The sequence below is a fragment of the Pseudanabaena sp. FACHB-1998 genome, assembly GCF_014696355.1.
Lineage (GTDB): Bacteria > Cyanobacteriota > Cyanobacteriia > Pseudanabaenales > Pseudanabaenaceae > Pseudanabaena.
On the sequence record NZ_JACJQA010000027.1, the window covers coordinates 130,475 to 145,528 of the forward strand.

Sequence of the window (15,054 nt, forward strand, 5' to 3'; positions counted from 1 at the left end):
ATTGGTACAACGTTAAAGGTGTGTATGCCGCCTATCGAAATGTTACTAACTCAGCCCAAACCAAATCCTGAGATTAGAATTGAACAGCCCTTAATCACATGGGAACAGTTCAAGCTGATTCAGCGTGGTTTTGCGGATGCTAGGGGAATTCGGCTGGCCTATTACGAAGGAATTTTAGAGATTGTGTCTACCTCAGTCGATCATGAGCTAATTAAAACGATTATTGGCGCATTGTTGGAATTGTATTTTTTAGAGATGGAAATTGAGTTTTTCCCGATGGGGCAAGCCACTCAAGAAAAAGTAGCACAAGTCTCTTTACAGCCCGATGAGTCCTATAGCTTTAGTAGCCCTAAAAAGGTTCCTGATCTTGTCATAGAAGTAATTTTGACTAGCGGTAATACGGAGAAATTAAAGAAATATTATTTGCTCGGAGTCCCTGAAGTTTGGCTATGGGAAGATGGCGTTCTTGATATTTATCATCTAGATTCTCAAGGCGATCGCCAGTATTGCAAATCCTCAACTAGCAAATTTTTGCCGAATCTCAACATGGCAACATTACAGCGCTGTATTCTAAGTGCATCACCCCTTGAAGCCTTGAAAATATTTCGGCAATCATTGCGCTCAAGCCTATGAAAGTTTCTCTCGAATTTCTCTATCACTTTCATTGCGATCGCTGTCGTAAATGGTGGAGCCGTGCGGACATTGAGCCACAAGTGGGGGAACAGGTTTATTGCCCTTACTGTGGTTATGTGAATAGTGTGGAAGTTGTGCAAACTTTTCGCAATGCTGCACGCGGGGGCAGTTGCCTGAGTCAACGCCCTGATGAAAAGTAATATATAAAAAGTGCAAAGCACTTTTTATATATTCGGGTATCCATTCTGGGCTTTATATGACTACTCCCAATATTATTCTGGCGGGATATCTCGCAGGTGCATCGGATTACATACCGATCGCCCAAAAATTACACCACAAAAATTTATCGGCAACCGTAGTTCCTTTGAAGTGGTGGGACTGGGTTCCCACGGTGGGCGGAAGATCGATCGCGCCGATCTTAGAAAAACTTGACCAAACCGTAAATCAGGAATTAGCCAAAACTGGCGCATCCAAAGTAAATATCATTGCCCATTCCGCAGGGGGGTGGCTCTCACGGATTTATCTAGGCGATCGCCCTTATTATGACAAGGTTTGGAATGCACGTTCTAAAGTTGCAAAACTAGTTTGTCTGGGAACTCCCCAACGTAGTCTTGAACCTTGGTCACTGCCAAATTTAGGCTTTGTCAATGACAACTATCCTGATGCTTTTTATGATGATATTGAATATATCTGTATAGCGGGAAATGTGGTGCAGGGTAAAAAATCCACACCTAAAAAATGGCTTGCCTACAGTAGTTATGAACTCACCATCGGTCAAGGTGATGTCTGGGGCGATGGGATCATTCCCATTGAGGCGGCTTATTTGAAGGGAGCGAAGAATATGGCGATCGATGGGGTCTATCATTCTCCACGATCGGGAAAGTGGTATGGCTCCCAAGAAGTAGTGGATATTTGGGCGGAGTATTTATAGATTTCGAGGTTCACAAATCCTGCCCTATTTTTCCCTGTCATTATGAATAGGTGCAACGCCAAAAATTTGGCTACCTACCCGAATCATCGTTGCACCTGCTTTAACGGCGATCGCATAGTCCGCCGACATTCCCATTGAGAGTTCTTGAATATTATTCCAACCAAGCGATCGCAGTTTTGCGGCTAATTTCCCCACGCTCTCAAAGACTTCGTAGGCTTGGGCTTCACTTAAGCCCAAAGGCAAAATTGACATTAGCCCTACGATATTCAGATTTTGCAGTTTCTTTAATTCGGGCAAATCCGCCAATAGTTCCGCTTCTGTCCAACCTGATTTATTCGGATCTTCCGCTAACTTCACTTGCAATAGCAGCTTTGGAGATTTTCCTAGTTCCTGAATTAAGCGATCGCATTGTTCCGCCAAACTAAGGCGATCAATCGAATGTATCCAATCAAATTGAGCGATCGCTTGCCTTGCTTTATTACTCTGCAAGGAACCAATCATATGCCAAGTAATATCCGCTAAATCCGCTAATTCCGTTTGCTTAATCTTAGAATCCTGCACGCGCGATTCGCCAAAGTTCCTGATTCCTGCGGCATAGGCAGCCCGCACTGCATCCGTAGTCGTATATTTACTAACCGCAACAAGTTTCACCTCTGGTGGAATATTTGCGCGAATTAGATGGAGGCGATCGGCGATCGGGCAACCAATTGAATCAGAAGTAAATTCGGTCATGAAATCCAGTTCACAAGCTTGCTGTAATTATTCCTAGCTACTTATTAGTCTAGCAAAATGATATGTTGATAAGCCCGACTCTTTTGATTTTAAAATGCCAGTAATCAGCCCCAATTTTCCTTTAGCCGTGAATCCTCATGGTTGATCGTAATCATCAAGTTTATACGGCTAGTGAGATTGTTAATCATTACCGCCAGCTATGCCAATTACAACCCGCCGAACAAACTATTCTCAATCTGTTCAGGAATGAATGGTCAAGGATCAAAATGCTCGATATTGGCGTAGGGGGAGGACGCACTACTCAACATTTCTCGGAAATTGTTCAAGAATATATGGGAATTGATTATGCTCAGGAGATGATTACGGCTTGCCAGAAACGCTTTCCAGCTTCTACTCAATTATCTTCTCGATCAAGAAAATTTGAACTAGGAGATGCTAGAAATATGAGTCAATTTGCCAATAATTCTTTTGACTTTATTTTATTTAGCTTTAATGGTTTAGACACGCTATCGCATCTGGAGCGATTACAGGTATTTCAAGAAATCAGCCGTATTGGGAAGTCGGGAGGATATTTCTTTTTTTCAAGCCATAGCTTGCAAGGACTAGAGCGAGAATTTAACTGGCTAAATCAGATCAGCTTCAATCCATTAACAACCTATGTAAACTTGGTTATGCTTGGGCTTCTACGCTTCTTTAATCGTTCTATCTCTTTAAAAAGAATCAAATCTACCAATTATGAGATCATTCAAGATGAATCCCATAATTTTCGATTGAAACAGTATTACATTAGACCGCAAGAGCAACTCAATCAATTAGAAGCGGCTTTCGACAATATCAAAATATATTCTTGGAAAAGTGGTTTAGAAATCACTACCCCAGAGGATTTGAACGCTAATGCTGATATGTGGCTTTATTACCTGTGCCAAATCAAATAAGCGAAAACACATCCTTAGCCCCTCTTTCCTTGCTCTAAACATAAAACCCCAAAAGCGAGTTGCGGCGCGAATCGCCGCAACTCGCTTTTGGGGTTTTGGTTTGTATTGACTAACTCTTGCTTTTCTATTTAGCGCGAAAGATTGCTCTGACGGGTAAATGGTCGGAGACTTTAGAGAAATAGGTGCGATCGCTATCAAAGCCCAAATCCTTTTGCGGATCGAGTATTTGAATTGATTGCGGAATATATTCCTCTTCCGCACCCTTGGGAGCCTGAGAAATCGCAATATGGTCAATCACACAGCCCGTCCCACGATTAGAGAATCTGGGACGACCATCTATGGCTCTGGGTAGACCACGCTTTTTTAAGCAATTTTCCTTTGCATCAGTTTCCACATTGCGCGTTAAAAAAGTAAGCGGCGCATCTCTCAAACCGCGATTTTGGTCAGCCCATGTAGGACTATTAAAATCGCCAACTAGAATTAAATCGGGATCAGACTGGGGATTACTTTGGTATTGATCCACTTCTTTGCGGAGGCGATCGCTTTGATTTTGTCGTAAGCGATCAGCATCTTTACCACCACCACCTTTTTGATGCACCACCACCAAAGTAAAATCAAAACCTTTACCGTCAGGCATAGTCTTTAGATAAGTCACCAAAGGCGATCGCAATGTCCCCGTCAGATTTACCTGCTTCCATTCCGTCACCTTTTGCGCGGTAATTAAATCCTTGCGATAGAACAAAGCAACTCGCTGTTTATTTCCCGTCTCGCCTAAGATAAATTCCCATACTTGTGATTTATTAAGTTTCTCTTTTAGTTTATCCGCCGCGATCGGGCTAATTTCTTGTAAACCAATCACATCAAAATTACGTTCAATAATTTGGCTCACCGTATCGACTTTTTCACTATTCAATCCGTCAAAATTTTCTAAATTAAAGGTTCCTAAACGGATTTTATCGGAACTTGCAGTTAGACTTGCATTAAGGGGATTGGAGCAGCCAGAGGCGATAACAATATTGATTGCCAAGCCCAAAGCCCTGTAATTGCAATGCGGTGCAAAGCACTGCATCGCAATTACAGGGCTTTTAGTTTTAACAGATTGAAAAAATTTAACAAGCGATCGCCACATACGTTTAGCTATAATTTATTGGATTTTGGGTAGATGTGGCGCGGGCGAAGCCCGCGCCACATCTACCCGATGCGTAAGTCCTAACCCTTTAGGAGCGCCGAGAAGAAATCCATTTGAGTAAATGGGATAACCATCCATGCTCTGGTTGAATATTGGGTTTCTTAATTTTAGTAGGCTTAGGCTTCGCGGAATTTTTCGCATTTTTGTCGGTACTACTTGGAGGATTATCAGACTCTTCCAATTCCAAAAGATGCTTTAGGGCTAGAGGTTCTTGAGGATTAATATAAAGCGATCGCTTAAAGCTTGCCTTTGCCATTTGAAGTTGATTGATATTTATATAAACCACGCCCAGTAAAGCCAGACATTTACTATTATTTGCATCCATTCTCAAGATCTCTCGCAAATCTTGGAGTGCAGCTTTCCAATTACTCTGCAATATATAGATTTCACAGACTTTAATGCGATTGTTAATCATTGCCTTCTCACCAGATTCACTCGCATCTTGAATCAAAGTTTCATCCGCTCTAGCCTGAATTACAGTGTCTTCCGACTTAATGTGCAGATTGATTTCCTCCTTTTCAAAGGCATACTGAAGATTATATCCATAACTAGGTTTTGAGGGAGGCGGAAGTGGGTTACTAGTATGGATTTTGGTGCTTGTAGGTGTTAGCTTCGGGGCAAGAACTGGGGGCATATTGCTTGCCCCATGTCGATAGCCCGCTTTATAAAGAATGTAAACTAGATTTAGCTCACTAATTTGAGCCGTATAATCTAGAATTTGAGGAAGCGATTGATATTGGACTTTGGCAATCTCCGTAACTAATCGCTCGTAAACATCCTCACTGGGAGTCATGATCAACTCACAGGCACTCTCCGAATGAATTGTAATATTGCGTGACCTTAGCATTAAGCGTTTGGCAAGCAATTTAAAGATTTCTTGATAAGCACTGCGATCTTGCTCCTTCATCAGAGCGTTATAGGCAGGATTGACTAACTTAGCTAGATATTGCGTAGCAATGATTTTTTCATCTGCCGAAAAACCATAAACATCGGGATGCAAAATCCGAGCAATCCGCAAATAGACATTACGAATGTAGTTAGAGTTGCTAATAAGTGGTAAGCCCAAAGCAGCATAGTAGTCATGGTTATACTGACTAATTCCGCGATCGAAGCGGATAAACTGTGCTTTTGGCGGCTGGGGCTTATTCATGTTTACTAGATGCCCACTAAAAACTATGCAAAAAACTGACTGGTCAATTACATATACCAAATAAGGGGCAAAAAATAGAGAGCTATTTACCTTAACTTATAGCAAACCACAAAAGTGTGACAACTAAAACCCAAAAATAAAAGTGACGGTGCAAAGCGCCGTCACTTTTATTTTTGGGTTAGCTTTTATTGCTGTATAAAAATTCTTCGATTACATCAATCAACCAATTCACCTCTGTCGGTCTGATTTTAGAAATAGCTAGAGTGTATTCGGTATTTCGCAGTTGTAGAACGACATTAGATTTGATCGAATTGTCTTCACTATGTTCACTCCCAGCCCACATCAACCAACTGATAAAACTGCTATCTCTCTTTTCGATCATGTTCCATTTAGGGACAACTCCATTTAATTCATGGGTAGGAAATGTGGCTTTCCAATAGATCTTCCCAAATAGCGATCGCCTTAGCCATGTTTCCTGCTCACCAATTTCGAGAATCACACTTGTTAGCTGATTGATTGTGAGCAATATCATGATCACAACCAACAAAGCCGTCAAAATATATGTCCAAACATAATTTTTTAAAATAGCAATCACAGAAACCATGTCAGGAAAAAATGGCTGTAAAAAGAGGATAACTCCGATCACCAATCCCCAAGAAACGATCACCATCCAGATACTACAGGGAATCACGATCCGCAATTGAGTGGGAGATTGCTCAACTTGAATATTAGTCTGGTCGGGCGGATAGACTCGGCGTTTAGGTCTGGACTTGGGAACTGACTGAGTTACTGGCTTAGAGATTGCCTGAGGAGCTAAAGCAACTGGTTCTTGGAGAGTTTGTAGAGCCTCTCGCGCCGTGGCATAGCGTTTTTTGACGGTGGGTTCGACTAATTTCTGAATCCATTGCACTAAATGTAAACTGGCACTGGTGCGATCGCGAAAAACAATCTTTGCGTCATCATCCTGTGGCAAATCCGCAGGAGATATCCCTGTCAGCAAATGAATCATCGTCGCGCCTAAGGCATAGAGATCAGAAGCGGCTACGGCTCGACCGCCATATTGTTCCATCGGTGCATAGCCATAGGTTCCCACAATCGTAAAAGATTTGCCTTCAGCACTTGCCCTGTCTTGGACTGCGCCAAAATCTACAAGATAGATATTGCGAGTTTCTCCATCCCTACCAGTCAAAATCAAATTACTAGGTTTAATATCACGGTGGAGAACTTGAGGATTTAATTCGTGCAGGTATCTCAGAATCTCTAAAATCGCGATCGCCATTTGCTTAACCTGCGATTCCGTAAATTTATGCCCTTTAGCGAGATATTCTTTGAGGGATTCTCCTTGAATATATTCCTGAACCAATCCAAACCATAACGAGCGATCGTCAATGGAAAAATAATCTCGATATTTAGGAATTCTTGGATGATCTAACTGTTTGAGAACATTTGCCTCACGCTCAAATAGTTTCAAATCTTCCCATTGGATATTCCCGCCAAAGGCAAGTAACTTGACCACAACACGCTCATGCCCTTGCTGCAAATCCTTTGCTAACCAAGTTTCGCGCCCCGCATTCTGTCCTAGCTGGCGTTCTAACTGATAGCGCTTATTGATAATGGCTTGAGGTTCTAGCATAACGGTAGGCTTAAATTTTTTAAAGATAAAAGAGGGTGCTAGCCCTCTTTTATCTTTAAAATTTATAACACGAACTTTGCGATCGCGGCGGCGGCTCCATCCTCTTCGACAGTGGGCGCAATCCAATCTCCTAGTGGTTTTAAGCCTTCAGGAGCATTCCCCATCACCACACCAATACCCGCATATTCAATCATTTCCAAATCATTGAAGTTGTCACCGATCGCCAAGACTTGAGAGCGATCAAATCCCAAAATATTTTCGGCTAAATGCTTAACTGCCGTACCTTTATTGGCGATCGGATTAGTCGCTTCAAAAAAAGTGGCTACGGACTTGGTGAGGTACAGTTGTTGCGGCGTATAGCGATCCTTCAGAACGCGGAGCATTTCCGTCACCAATTCCGCAGTATCACTCAAGGCCAAGATTTTTGTCGGTGGATGGCTAGTACTACCGCTGGTTAGAAATTCGCGTAAATCGCCCACCACCTTAACGCCAACCTTGGAGCGTTCCGCATAGGCTTCTGTTTGTGCTGTCATTTTGCGGACATACAGTTCATCATTCACATAGATGTGAATCGAGAGTTGGTCATTAGTCGCAAACTCGCCCAGATCGTCTAGCAAAGATAGAGCTTGTCCTAACTCCACTGGCCAATGCCCTACCAATTCATCGGTTTGGGGATCTTTGATGAATGCGCCTTGATAGGAAATTAAGGGCATATCGGAGGCGATCGCCTCATGAAAGCGCAAGGCGGAACGATACATTCTTCCTGTGGCGATCGCCACCTTGACACCCTTTGCTTGAGCCGCCTTAACTGCTTGCTTGACCGCATCATTAACCTGATTGGCATCACCGCTAATCGTGCCATCAATATCTACCACGACCAGTTTAATGTCTTGAGCCATGAGTTTTTCGCTTTGTTGTACTGCCTAATGTGGCAATAGTGTACCGAAAAACGCAGAAAATCACATAAAAAAAGCTTGCGAAGCAAGCTTTTTTTATGTGATTCTTATTCTTTACAAGCAACACCACCAGCTAAATTGCGGCATTGCTGACGCACTTCCGCCAACATACTCGGATTCATTTGCTTACCCTTTGAGAGGGCTAACTCAAAGAATTGTTTAGCCGCAGGCAGATTATTACCACCCTGCATCCACAAAATCTGACCCTTGAGATAGTTTAGATCAGGATTATTGGGAGCCGTAGTTAAAGCCTTATTCACCGCACCTAGAGCCAAATCTGGTCTACGAGCATCCCGATAGGCTAGAGCAATTCCACGCCATTTCAAATAATCGGGAGCCGCATATTGCTTCAAGCTAGCCAAAGCTGATTCCAAATCCGATAGGGGTAATACCGAAGCGATCAGCATATCGATATAGCCCTTAACTAAATTTAGTTCAGGATCATCAGGATCGATATCCTGTGCTTTTTTGATATTGTCAAATACGCTCTGCACCAATGGTAAAGCCCTTGGCGCACTCGACAATCCCTCGGTTTTGACAATATAGCCCGCCTCAATTAAGTCGCTAGCCGCTAAATAAATATAAGCACGCAGGTTGTCTTTCCCTTTCAAAGCCTCGGCATTGGCACGCACGCGCTTCCCTGCTACCTGCATTCCCACAAAGTCTTCAGTAGCATAGAAAGTCGAAGCCCGTAACGCAAAAACCAGTGGTTCATTAGCTTCGTTCCTAACAGCCTTGTCTAATTGCTTGACTGCCGACACATAATCACCTTCTTTAAACATCAATTCAAAGGCTTTCTGAGTTTCACTACCGATCGCTCTAGCGTTACTAGTACGAAAAGGATCGGCGGCAAAGCTAGGCATCACGGTTACTGCGCTCACTAATGCTGCCAAGAGAGATGCAGAGACGGATGAGAATAAAAGTTTCACAGGAGGTTTCATAAATTTCCCCGAAAATCTCAGGCTATAGGTAGTTAGCAAAGTAGATTGTATTTCTAGAAATTTTAACAAATAGGACTCAGGCTTAAATTTCAACACTTAATCTAAATTTAGTCCAAATTTTAATTTGTCTGCAATATATAGCTGTTGCCCTTCTTGTTAGGACACAAAACCAGAAGAGGAGTTACAGCACTTCGCGCCGCAACTAGCTTCTTGGGTTTTGTGTCCTAATGCAAGTGACCACAGCTATATTACTTCGATATAGCAGAGGACGATTCTAATTTACAAAAAGTTTCCCAAATGGAAGGATCATTCATTTGACAGATGTAAATTTTTTATAAATTAAGTAAAATATCACAAACGTATCAATCTTCGCAAATATCTGGATAGCACCATGGAAAAAAGTACCAATTCTACAGGCGGAGCCGCCCAACAAGCTGAACAAGCCCGTAATGCTCGTGAGGGTAAAGCACCCAATGCTTCTGGCGGAGCAGCATCCACGGATGCTGAATTACACGTTCCTAGTGTGTCCGATCCAGAAGCAACTGATCTTCCTACTTCAAACACACCTCATCCCGAATCAGATCCTCCCGATAGTCCTAATTCTGTAGCTGAGAAAAATAAAACGACAACTCCAAAAGAGTAATGGTGAGAATTTGACTTATTCAGGTAAAAAATCTGGATTTAACGTTTCTTCTTGACTAAAAGGCGATCGCATTGGAAAAGTAGAGATATTTAATTCCGTTTCAATGGCGGCTTTTCTTTGACCTTCTTGATAACAGTCATCAAAGACTTGTTTGAAGTATGGCTTTAGACTGGGGCTTACTTTTAGGGCTTTAACAATGCGGCTACGATGTTCGTCAATGGTATATCGCCAGCTCGAAGTACGTTTATTGACTTGATATTGATATTTGAGTAAATGCATCAATAAAATTTCTAAGTTACTTTCTAAAGCAACTTTTTCTTTTCGCACCATTGCTTCTATTTCTTCTAAAAGGTTCTCAAGGTCTAAGTTCTCTAATTTGCCCATGCGAAGTTGTTCGCTAGTCATTTCCAACCACATTAGGTAGTCTTGTTCGTAGACTGTCTTCAAAGAGGGCGCTGCATTTACGACTGTCATCGGCGTTGTTCCATTCATGACAAAATCTATTATATGAGATTTTTATCTTAATTCCTTCGATAATCAGCAACTGGATATGGTTTAATTATAAATACTTTAGGTTTATTTCAGTGCCATGAGCCTTAATGCGATTGAGTTTGCGGAAAATCCAGAGCCACGTTGCCCTTGTGTGTTGCTTTTAGACACTTCTGGATCGATGGGTGGGGAAAAAATTGCGGCTTTGAATGCAGGGTTGCAAACTTTTCGAGATGACCTGTTGCAGGATAATTTGGCGAGTAAACGAGTGGAAGTGGCGATCGTGGCTTTTGATACGACGGTGCGCGTAGAGCATGAGTTTGCTACGGCTGAGCATTTTAAAGCACCAACTTTGACGGCGCAGGGTCTGACCTATACGGCTTCGGGTATTAACAAAGCCCTTGATCTGTTGCAATCTCGTAAGCGTGAGTATAAGGATAATGGCATTACTTACTACCGTCCTTGGGTGTTTTTGATTACCGATGGTGCGCCCTATGGAGAAGAAGCCTATGTGTTGACTCAGGCGGCGCAACGGGTAAAGGAAGAAGAGACAAATAAACGGGTTGCCTTTTTTGCGGTGGGTGTGGAAGGAGCGGATATGAATCAGTTGCAAACCATGTCTGTGCGATCGCCGATTAAGCTCAAGGGATTAAGTTTCCGTGAGATGTTTGTGTGGCTATCAGCAAGTATGCAGCGCGTTTCCCACTCTAAGCCCGATGAACAAGTTCCTTTGCCACCTCCTGATTGGATGACAGTTTAATGGATGTTGATAACTCTTCTAATTCTGTAAATACAGCACAATTAGCTCAATGGTCAGTTGTGGCGGTTTCCCTAGAAGGGACTAGTCATCAAAAGCGGAACTTGCCATGTCAAGATGCTCATTTCTGGAAAGTAGTGGGCGATCGCATTTTAGTAGCAGGTGTTGCGGATGGGGCGGGATCTGTCTCGCTCTCAGAGGTGGGATCTTTGCTGGCGGTGAAAACTGCGGTGAAGGGAATTGCTTCTAAAATAGCAGAGTCATCAATTCCTGATGGTGATGAAGGATGGAAAGTGCTGCTTAACAGTGGCTTAGAAGATGCTTTAGTTGCCATTCAAACTGAAGCAGAATCGCGTCAGGTAAATGTGCGTGAGCTATCAACGACTTTGTTAATCGTGGTAGCAACTCCTGATATTGTAGCGGCGATTCAGGTGGGAGATGGGGCGATTGTGGTTGCTAATCAGCAAGGAACGGCGATCGCTTTAACTGCTCCTCCCATTGAAGAATCTCTCGATTTAGCTACGTTTTTAACTTCACCAAATGGCATTGATTCGGCTCAGATTTGTTTATGGGAAGGGAAACCTGCTCAGTTAGCAATGTTTTCCGATGGGTTGCAAATGTTGGCTCTGCAAATGCCTCAAGGTGTAGCTCATGCACCATTTTTTGCGCCGTTATTTAAGTTCATTGCTGAGGCGAAGGATTTAGATGCTGCCCATCAGGAGTTAACAGGATTTTTACGATCGCCTAGAGTTTGCGATCGCACTGATGATGATTTGACTTTGCTGCTGGCTTCATTGGCTTAGAGTGACTCTATCTAAGCACTTGTACTAAAATATTCATAATGAATGATCGAGGTTACTCTCATGCTGTTACAAGAACTTAAAGAAAAGTCTTATCAATTATCGACAAGCGATCGCCTTGAATTGATTAGTGCGATCGTTCAATCTTTGCAAAAATCACGCGAGATGTCTGTTGATGTTGAACCTAAAATAATTCAAAATCAACGTCCTACTTTTGGTGTCATGAAAGGAAGTGGCGAAATTTTGGGAGATATAATTGCTCCAGCATTACCTGAAAGTGTTTGGGAAGTGCTGCAATGAAGCTTTTACTTGATACTCACATTTGGCTATGGTATTTACTCGCAGATAATCGCCTATCTGGTGAACTAAAATCACTGATTGCAGACCCAACCACTGAGCTTTGGTTAAGTCCGATTAGTATTTGGGAGACGGTCATTCTTGCTGAGAAGAGGCGAATATCTTTACAACCTAATACGAATGAATGGATCAACTTGTCACTTCAGAAATTAGAAACCCATGAAGCCGCGCTAAATCATGAAATTGCAATTTTGAGTCGTGAAATTGCATTGCCTCATCAAGATCCTGCGGATCGATTTATTGCAGCTACGGCTATTTTCTACAAGCTCACGTTGGCGACTGTGGATCAAAATCTGACAGGGTTTTCTTGGTTAGAGACCATTAGCTAAAAGCACAGCATCAAAATTTATGGATAAAAGTTACATCTTCTTAAAGTCACCGATTGGATCGGGTGGTGAAGCGAATATTTATACGGTGCGGATTAGACCTGAACTGGTGGCTAAGATTTATCATCAGCCGCATGGGGACTATGCGCGAAAGTTAGCGTTTATGGTTGAGAATCCACCTGTTGATCCTTTAGCAAATTCGGGACGGGTCTCTATCGCTTGGGCGACTGAGTTGGTGATGGATTTGGATCGGGTGGTAGGCTTTTTGATGCCTAAACTGGATACGAGTAAGGCAAAGCCAATTTTTCAATATTACAATCCTTCCACTCGCCGAAAACAAACTCCTAAATTTAGCTATGTCTCTTTGATTCGAACTGCGAGAAATTTGGCGCGGGCGGTGCGATCGGTGCATTCACGGGGATATGTGATTGGGGATGTGAATGAGTCGAATGCGTTGGTGGCTGAAGATGCGATCGTGACTTTGGTGGATACGGATTCGTTTCAGGTGAATGATGGCACTACGGTTTATCGCTGTACGGTGGGTAAGCCTGAGTATACGCCTCCTGAGTTACAGGGTATGAGTTTTCGGGATGTAGATCGTTCGGTGGAGCATGATCTGTTTGGTTTAGGTGTGTTGATTTATCAGTTGTTGATGGAGGGGACGCATCCTTTTGGTGGGGTGTTTACGGGGCAGGGTGAAGCGCCTGAGTTAAAGGATCGGATTAAGTCGGGACATTTCCCTCATGGTCGGCGCAGGGTTCCTTACAAGCCGATGCCTCTGGCTCCTTCTTTTGAGATGTTACCTGTTGCTTTGCAGGAGCTTTTTCTGCTTTGTTTTGAGCAGGGACATGGCAATCCTGCGGCTCGTCCTACGGCGGATGTTTGGAGTAAGGCGTTGGGTGCGGCTGAGGATGGTTTGGTGAGGTGTGGGGTAAATGGTCAGCATTATTACAGTGGACATTTGGGTGTTTGTCCTTGGTGTGAGAGGGCTGTGAAGTTGGGGGGACGCGATCCGTTTCCTGCGTTGGGTGGGATTAGTTCGGGGCAACATCTGAAACCTGCGGCGATAAAGAAGACTGTTGAGAAGCCTATATTAAACACAAATCCATCGATGTCTTCAAGTAATACAAATTCAATTTCTCATAGCTCAGTTAGTGCATCTTCAGTAAATAGTAGCAACTTTGTGACAAATAATACTCTTATCTCTGGAACAACGGAGCGACAGAATAATCTTAATAATATTTTTTATAAACTTTTCGGCACATTATATATCTCTGGAATCTCTCTAGTAGCATATACCATAGCTTTAAATATACTTGGAGAAGTTCATTGGTTATCGCTCATTATATTAATAGTATTGATCATTTGTTGCTTGCGTCTTACGTACCTATTTGTTCGTATTTTGATTTTTCAATCAGGTACTGGACAGTAAAAGCGTGAGGTATAAAATAGAGGAGGAGAGTCAAGGAGAAAGTACGATCGCTGATCTCGTAAGGTATGTTCATGAATGTAACGCACCGCATCTCTTTGATATAAGAATTATTTAACTAAGTATGCTTCTTCTTCGATTCACAAATCCGATGTTCAGGGTCCCACCATATTAACTCCATCACTCCCTCATCAATCTTGCCCCAAATTCTTTTATTACCCGTTAAACGTAAAGAAGTAAGCTCATCTAACTGCTCAGAAAAAATCTCAAGAAGACGATCCTGAGCCTCTTTAGCTAAATCCTCCACTGAAATATTGTGATTCTGCTTCTTCGCATCAAGCAATATCTCCCGCCAAGTCATCGTCTCAAAACTTGCCAGCTTCTTCCGAATTTCATTAACTCCATTTGCATCTAGAGTATGCCAACCAAAAGGATCAACAAACTCCATCTTCGCAACCCGCCAACTAGGTCTTTTCTGATAATAACTATTAGGATCTGATGCTATTCGAGGGTCTTTAGTGGAAAATACTTCTCTAGCCTGTTTAGGATTCTTAACCATCACTGCAAACTTCCATAATACTCAGCCATTGCCGCCCACGAAATCACGCGATCGCCACGTTCTCCAACTGCTAAACCCCTTCTCGCATTAATCCAAGGCTCCTCATTACGAACTAAGTCAGTAAGCCATTGAGAAGACTTATCACCGTAATATTTTAAAACACTATCAATAGTCTCTCGTTCTACATCTGTGAAAACATTAGGATTTCCCTTAACACCCACGATCATAAACTGACCATAAAGAGACTTATACAAATCAGGCACAACAGGACCATTTGCCCATGCCTCTATGCGATCGATAAACAAAGCCTTGTCATCCCAAACCAAGCTCCAAGCTTGAGCATAATATATCAACTTTTGTAATTTCATCGCTGGTATTCCACTATCAGTAGTAGAAACTTGCTTATCCACAATGTAAGCCGCCACATCATAGGCAGTAGCTTTTATATTTACATTGGCTATATCGTGAATAATAACTGTGTCTTGTACAGTAGCCATAAGACCTTACACATTTATCTTTGAAATTTTAAAGCATTATTATAACCTAACTCGTTATTACTCAAACTCTTTTGAGACATTTACCAATCCGATGTTC

The 15,054-nt window shown here is 42.5% G+C and carries 19 protein-coding genes; 10 read left to right on the forward strand and 9 right to left on the reverse strand.

What is annotated here, in order from left to right; translation table 11 throughout:
- Positions 1–24 precede the first annotated feature (24 nt).
- Genes H6F42_RS10845 through H6F42_RS10855 form a run of 3 tightly spaced genes read left to right on the forward strand, consistent with a single transcriptional unit; the run spans position 25 to position 1,564 of the window.
- Complete coding sequence (locus tag H6F42_RS10845; protein WP_242018403.1) at positions 25–633, forward strand: Uma2 family endonuclease; 609 nt, start codon at positions 25–27, stop codon at positions 631–633.
- Positions 630–833 carry a hypothetical protein gene (locus H6F42_RS10850; RefSeq protein ID WP_190399370.1) on the forward strand — a complete coding sequence of 68 codons (204 nt, stop codon included), beginning with the start codon at positions 630–632 and terminating at the stop codon, positions 831–833. Before H6F42_RS10845 ends, H6F42_RS10850 begins: the two co-directional genes overlap by 4 nt.
- Before the next feature lie 56 nt (positions 834–889).
- Positions 890–1,564: a lipase gene (locus tag H6F42_RS10855; protein WP_190399371.1), complete on the forward strand. Its 675-nt coding sequence runs from the start codon at positions 890–892 to the stop codon at positions 1,562–1,564.
- Between the two features lie 24 nt (positions 1,565–1,588).
- Here H6F42_RS10855 and H6F42_RS10860 read toward each other — a convergent pair whose 3' ends face one another.
- On the reverse strand, positions 1,589–2,296 hold the full coding sequence (locus tag H6F42_RS10860; RefSeq protein ID WP_190399372.1) for a YggS family pyridoxal phosphate-dependent enzyme: 708 nt from the start codon (positions 2,294–2,296) through the stop codon (positions 1,589–1,591).
- 137 nt (positions 2,297–2,433) lie between these two features.
- On the opposite strand from H6F42_RS10860, the gene H6F42_RS10865 reads away from it, so the two are divergent.
- Positions 2,434–3,231, forward strand: a complete 798-nt coding sequence (locus tag H6F42_RS10865) for a class I SAM-dependent methyltransferase (protein WP_190399373.1) — start codon at positions 2,434–2,436, stop codon at positions 3,229–3,231.
- Between the two features lie 124 nt (positions 3,232–3,355).
- Here H6F42_RS10865 and H6F42_RS10870 read toward each other — a convergent pair whose 3' ends face one another.
- The 5 genes from H6F42_RS10870 to H6F42_RS10890 form a co-directional block, all read right to left on the reverse strand.
- On the reverse strand, positions 3,356–4,258 hold the full coding sequence (locus tag H6F42_RS10870) for an endonuclease/exonuclease/phosphatase family protein (protein ID WP_190399374.1): 903 nt from the start codon (positions 4,256–4,258) through the stop codon (positions 3,356–3,358).
- Positions 4,259–4,448: 190 nt separating this feature from the next.
- A complete protein-coding gene (locus tag H6F42_RS10875; RefSeq protein ID WP_242018404.1) occupies positions 4,449–5,570 on the reverse strand; it encodes a DnaJ domain-containing protein in 1,122 nt (373 codons plus the stop codon).
- A gap of 178 nt (positions 5,571–5,748) precedes the next feature.
- A complete protein-coding gene (locus tag H6F42_RS10880; RefSeq protein ID WP_190399376.1) occupies positions 5,749–7,203 on the reverse strand; it encodes a serine/threonine-protein kinase in 1,455 nt (484 codons plus the stop codon).
- A gap of 62 nt (positions 7,204–7,265) precedes the next feature.
- Positions 7,266–8,102, reverse strand: a complete 837-nt coding sequence (locus H6F42_RS10885; protein WP_190399377.1) for a Cof-type HAD-IIB family hydrolase — start codon at positions 8,100–8,102, stop codon at positions 7,266–7,268.
- A 104-nt stretch (positions 8,103–8,206) separates the two neighbouring features.
- On the reverse strand, positions 8,207–9,100 hold the full coding sequence (locus tag H6F42_RS10890) for a Sll0314/Alr1548 family TPR repeat-containing protein (RefSeq protein WP_242018405.1): 894 nt from the start codon (positions 9,098–9,100) through the stop codon (positions 8,207–8,209).
- 391 nt (positions 9,101–9,491) lie between these two features.
- Between H6F42_RS10890 and H6F42_RS10895 the strand changes: the two genes are divergently transcribed.
- Complete coding sequence (locus H6F42_RS10895) at positions 9,492–9,743, forward strand: hypothetical protein (RefSeq protein ID WP_190399378.1); 252 nt, start codon at positions 9,492–9,494, stop codon at positions 9,741–9,743.
- A 15-nt stretch (positions 9,744–9,758) separates the two neighbouring features.
- On the opposite strand, the gene H6F42_RS10900 is transcribed toward H6F42_RS10895, so the two are convergent.
- Positions 9,759–10,235 (reverse strand): DUF29 domain-containing protein, encoded by a 477-nt coding sequence (locus H6F42_RS10900; protein WP_242018406.1) that lies wholly within the window; start codon positions 10,233–10,235, stop codon positions 9,759–9,761.
- A 97-nt stretch (positions 10,236–10,332) separates the two neighbouring features.
- Here H6F42_RS10900 and H6F42_RS10905 point away from each other — a divergent pair, with 97 nt between their 5' ends.
- Genes H6F42_RS10905 through H6F42_RS10925 form a run of 5 tightly spaced genes read left to right on the forward strand, consistent with a single transcriptional unit; the run spans position 10,333 to position 13,904 of the window.
- Positions 10,333–10,992, forward strand: coding sequence for a VWA domain-containing protein (locus tag H6F42_RS10905; RefSeq protein WP_190399379.1), 660 nt, complete (start codon positions 10,333–10,335; stop codon positions 10,990–10,992).
- Positions 10,992–11,792 carry a PP2C family serine/threonine-protein phosphatase gene (locus H6F42_RS10910; protein WP_190399380.1) on the forward strand — a complete coding sequence of 267 codons (801 nt, stop codon included), beginning with the start codon at positions 10,992–10,994 and terminating at the stop codon, positions 11,790–11,792. The genes H6F42_RS10905 and H6F42_RS10910 overlap by 1 nt, the downstream gene beginning before the upstream one ends.
- A gap of 42 nt (positions 11,793–11,834) precedes the next feature.
- Complete coding sequence (locus tag H6F42_RS21645; protein ID WP_199288984.1) at positions 11,835–12,089, forward strand: hypothetical protein; 255 nt, start codon at positions 11,835–11,837, stop codon at positions 12,087–12,089.
- On the forward strand, positions 12,086–12,475 hold the full coding sequence (locus tag H6F42_RS10920) for a PIN domain-containing protein (RefSeq protein WP_190399381.1): 390 nt from the start codon (positions 12,086–12,088) through the stop codon (positions 12,473–12,475). Before H6F42_RS21645 ends, H6F42_RS10920 begins: the two co-directional genes overlap by 4 nt.
- A gap of 19 nt (positions 12,476–12,494) precedes the next feature.
- On the forward strand, positions 12,495–13,904 hold the full coding sequence (locus H6F42_RS10925) for a protein kinase (protein WP_190399382.1): 1,410 nt from the start codon (positions 12,495–12,497) through the stop codon (positions 13,902–13,904).
- 115 nt (positions 13,905–14,019) lie between these two features.
- Here the strand turns inward: H6F42_RS10925 and H6F42_RS10930 are convergent, their stop codons facing one another.
- Positions 14,020–14,460 carry a hypothetical protein gene (locus H6F42_RS10930; RefSeq protein WP_190399383.1) on the reverse strand — a complete coding sequence of 147 codons (441 nt, stop codon included), beginning with the start codon at positions 14,458–14,460 and terminating at the stop codon, positions 14,020–14,022.
- Positions 14,460–14,957: a type II toxin-antitoxin system antitoxin SocA domain-containing protein gene (locus H6F42_RS10935; RefSeq protein WP_190399384.1), complete on the reverse strand. Its 498-nt coding sequence runs from the start codon at positions 14,955–14,957 to the stop codon at positions 14,460–14,462. The genes H6F42_RS10930 and H6F42_RS10935 overlap by 1 nt, the downstream gene beginning before the upstream one ends.
- Positions 14,958–15,054: the final 97 nt, after the last annotated feature.

Excerpts from the sequence above, each read along its gene's own strand:
- H6F42_RS10855 (WP_190399371.1), top strand. The coding sequence starts at position 890 with ATGACTACTCCCAATATTATTCTGGCGGGATATCTCGCAGGTGCATCG.
- H6F42_RS10885 (WP_190399377.1), bottom strand. The coding sequence starts at position 8,102 with ATGGCTCAAGACATTAAACTGGTCGTGGTAGATATTGATGGCACGATT.
- H6F42_RS10880 (WP_190399376.1), bottom strand. The coding sequence starts at position 7,203 with ATGCTAGAACCTCAAGCCATTATCAATAAGCGCTATCAGTTAGAACGC.
- H6F42_RS10925 (WP_190399382.1), top strand. The coding sequence starts at position 12,495 with ATGGATAAAAGTTACATCTTCTTAAAGTCACCGATTGGATCGGGTGGT.
- H6F42_RS10890 (WP_242018405.1), bottom strand. The coding sequence starts at position 9,100 with ATGAAACCTCCTGTGAAACTTTTATTCTCATCCGTCTCTGCATCTCTC.
- H6F42_RS10850 (WP_190399370.1), top strand. The coding sequence starts at position 630 with ATGAAAGTTTCTCTCGAATTTCTCTATCACTTTCATTGCGATCGCTGT.
- H6F42_RS21645 (WP_199288984.1), top strand. The coding sequence starts at position 11,835 with ATGATCGAGGTTACTCTCATGCTGTTACAAGAACTTAAAGAAAAGTCT.
- H6F42_RS10910 (WP_190399380.1), top strand. The coding sequence starts at position 10,992 with ATGGATGTTGATAACTCTTCTAATTCTGTAAATACAGCACAATTAGCT.
- H6F42_RS10920 (WP_190399381.1), top strand. The coding sequence starts at position 12,086 with ATGAAGCTTTTACTTGATACTCACATTTGGCTATGGTATTTACTCGCA.
- H6F42_RS10905 (WP_190399379.1), top strand. The coding sequence starts at position 10,333 with ATGAGCCTTAATGCGATTGAGTTTGCGGAAAATCCAGAGCCACGTTGC.
- H6F42_RS10875 (WP_242018404.1), bottom strand. The coding sequence starts at position 5,570 with ATGAATAAGCCCCAGCCGCCAAAAGCACAGTTTATCCGCTTCGATCGC.
- H6F42_RS10930 (WP_190399383.1), bottom strand. The coding sequence starts at position 14,460 with ATGGTTAAGAATCCTAAACAGGCTAGAGAAGTATTTTCCACTAAAGAC.
- H6F42_RS10860 (WP_190399372.1), bottom strand. The coding sequence starts at position 2,296 with ATGACCGAATTTACTTCTGATTCAATTGGTTGCCCGATCGCCGATCGC.
- H6F42_RS10935 (WP_190399384.1), bottom strand. The coding sequence starts at position 14,957 with ATGGCTACTGTACAAGACACAGTTATTATTCACGATATAGCCAATGTA.
- H6F42_RS10845 (WP_242018403.1), top strand. The coding sequence starts at position 25 with ATGCCGCCTATCGAAATGTTACTAACTCAGCCCAAACCAAATCCTGAG.
- H6F42_RS10895 (WP_190399378.1), top strand. The coding sequence starts at position 9,492 with ATGGAAAAAAGTACCAATTCTACAGGCGGAGCCGCCCAACAAGCTGAA.
- H6F42_RS10865 (WP_190399373.1), top strand. The coding sequence starts at position 2,434 with ATGGTTGATCGTAATCATCAAGTTTATACGGCTAGTGAGATTGTTAAT.
- H6F42_RS10900 (WP_242018406.1), bottom strand. The coding sequence starts at position 10,235 with ATGAATGGAACAACGCCGATGACAGTCGTAAATGCAGCGCCCTCTTTG.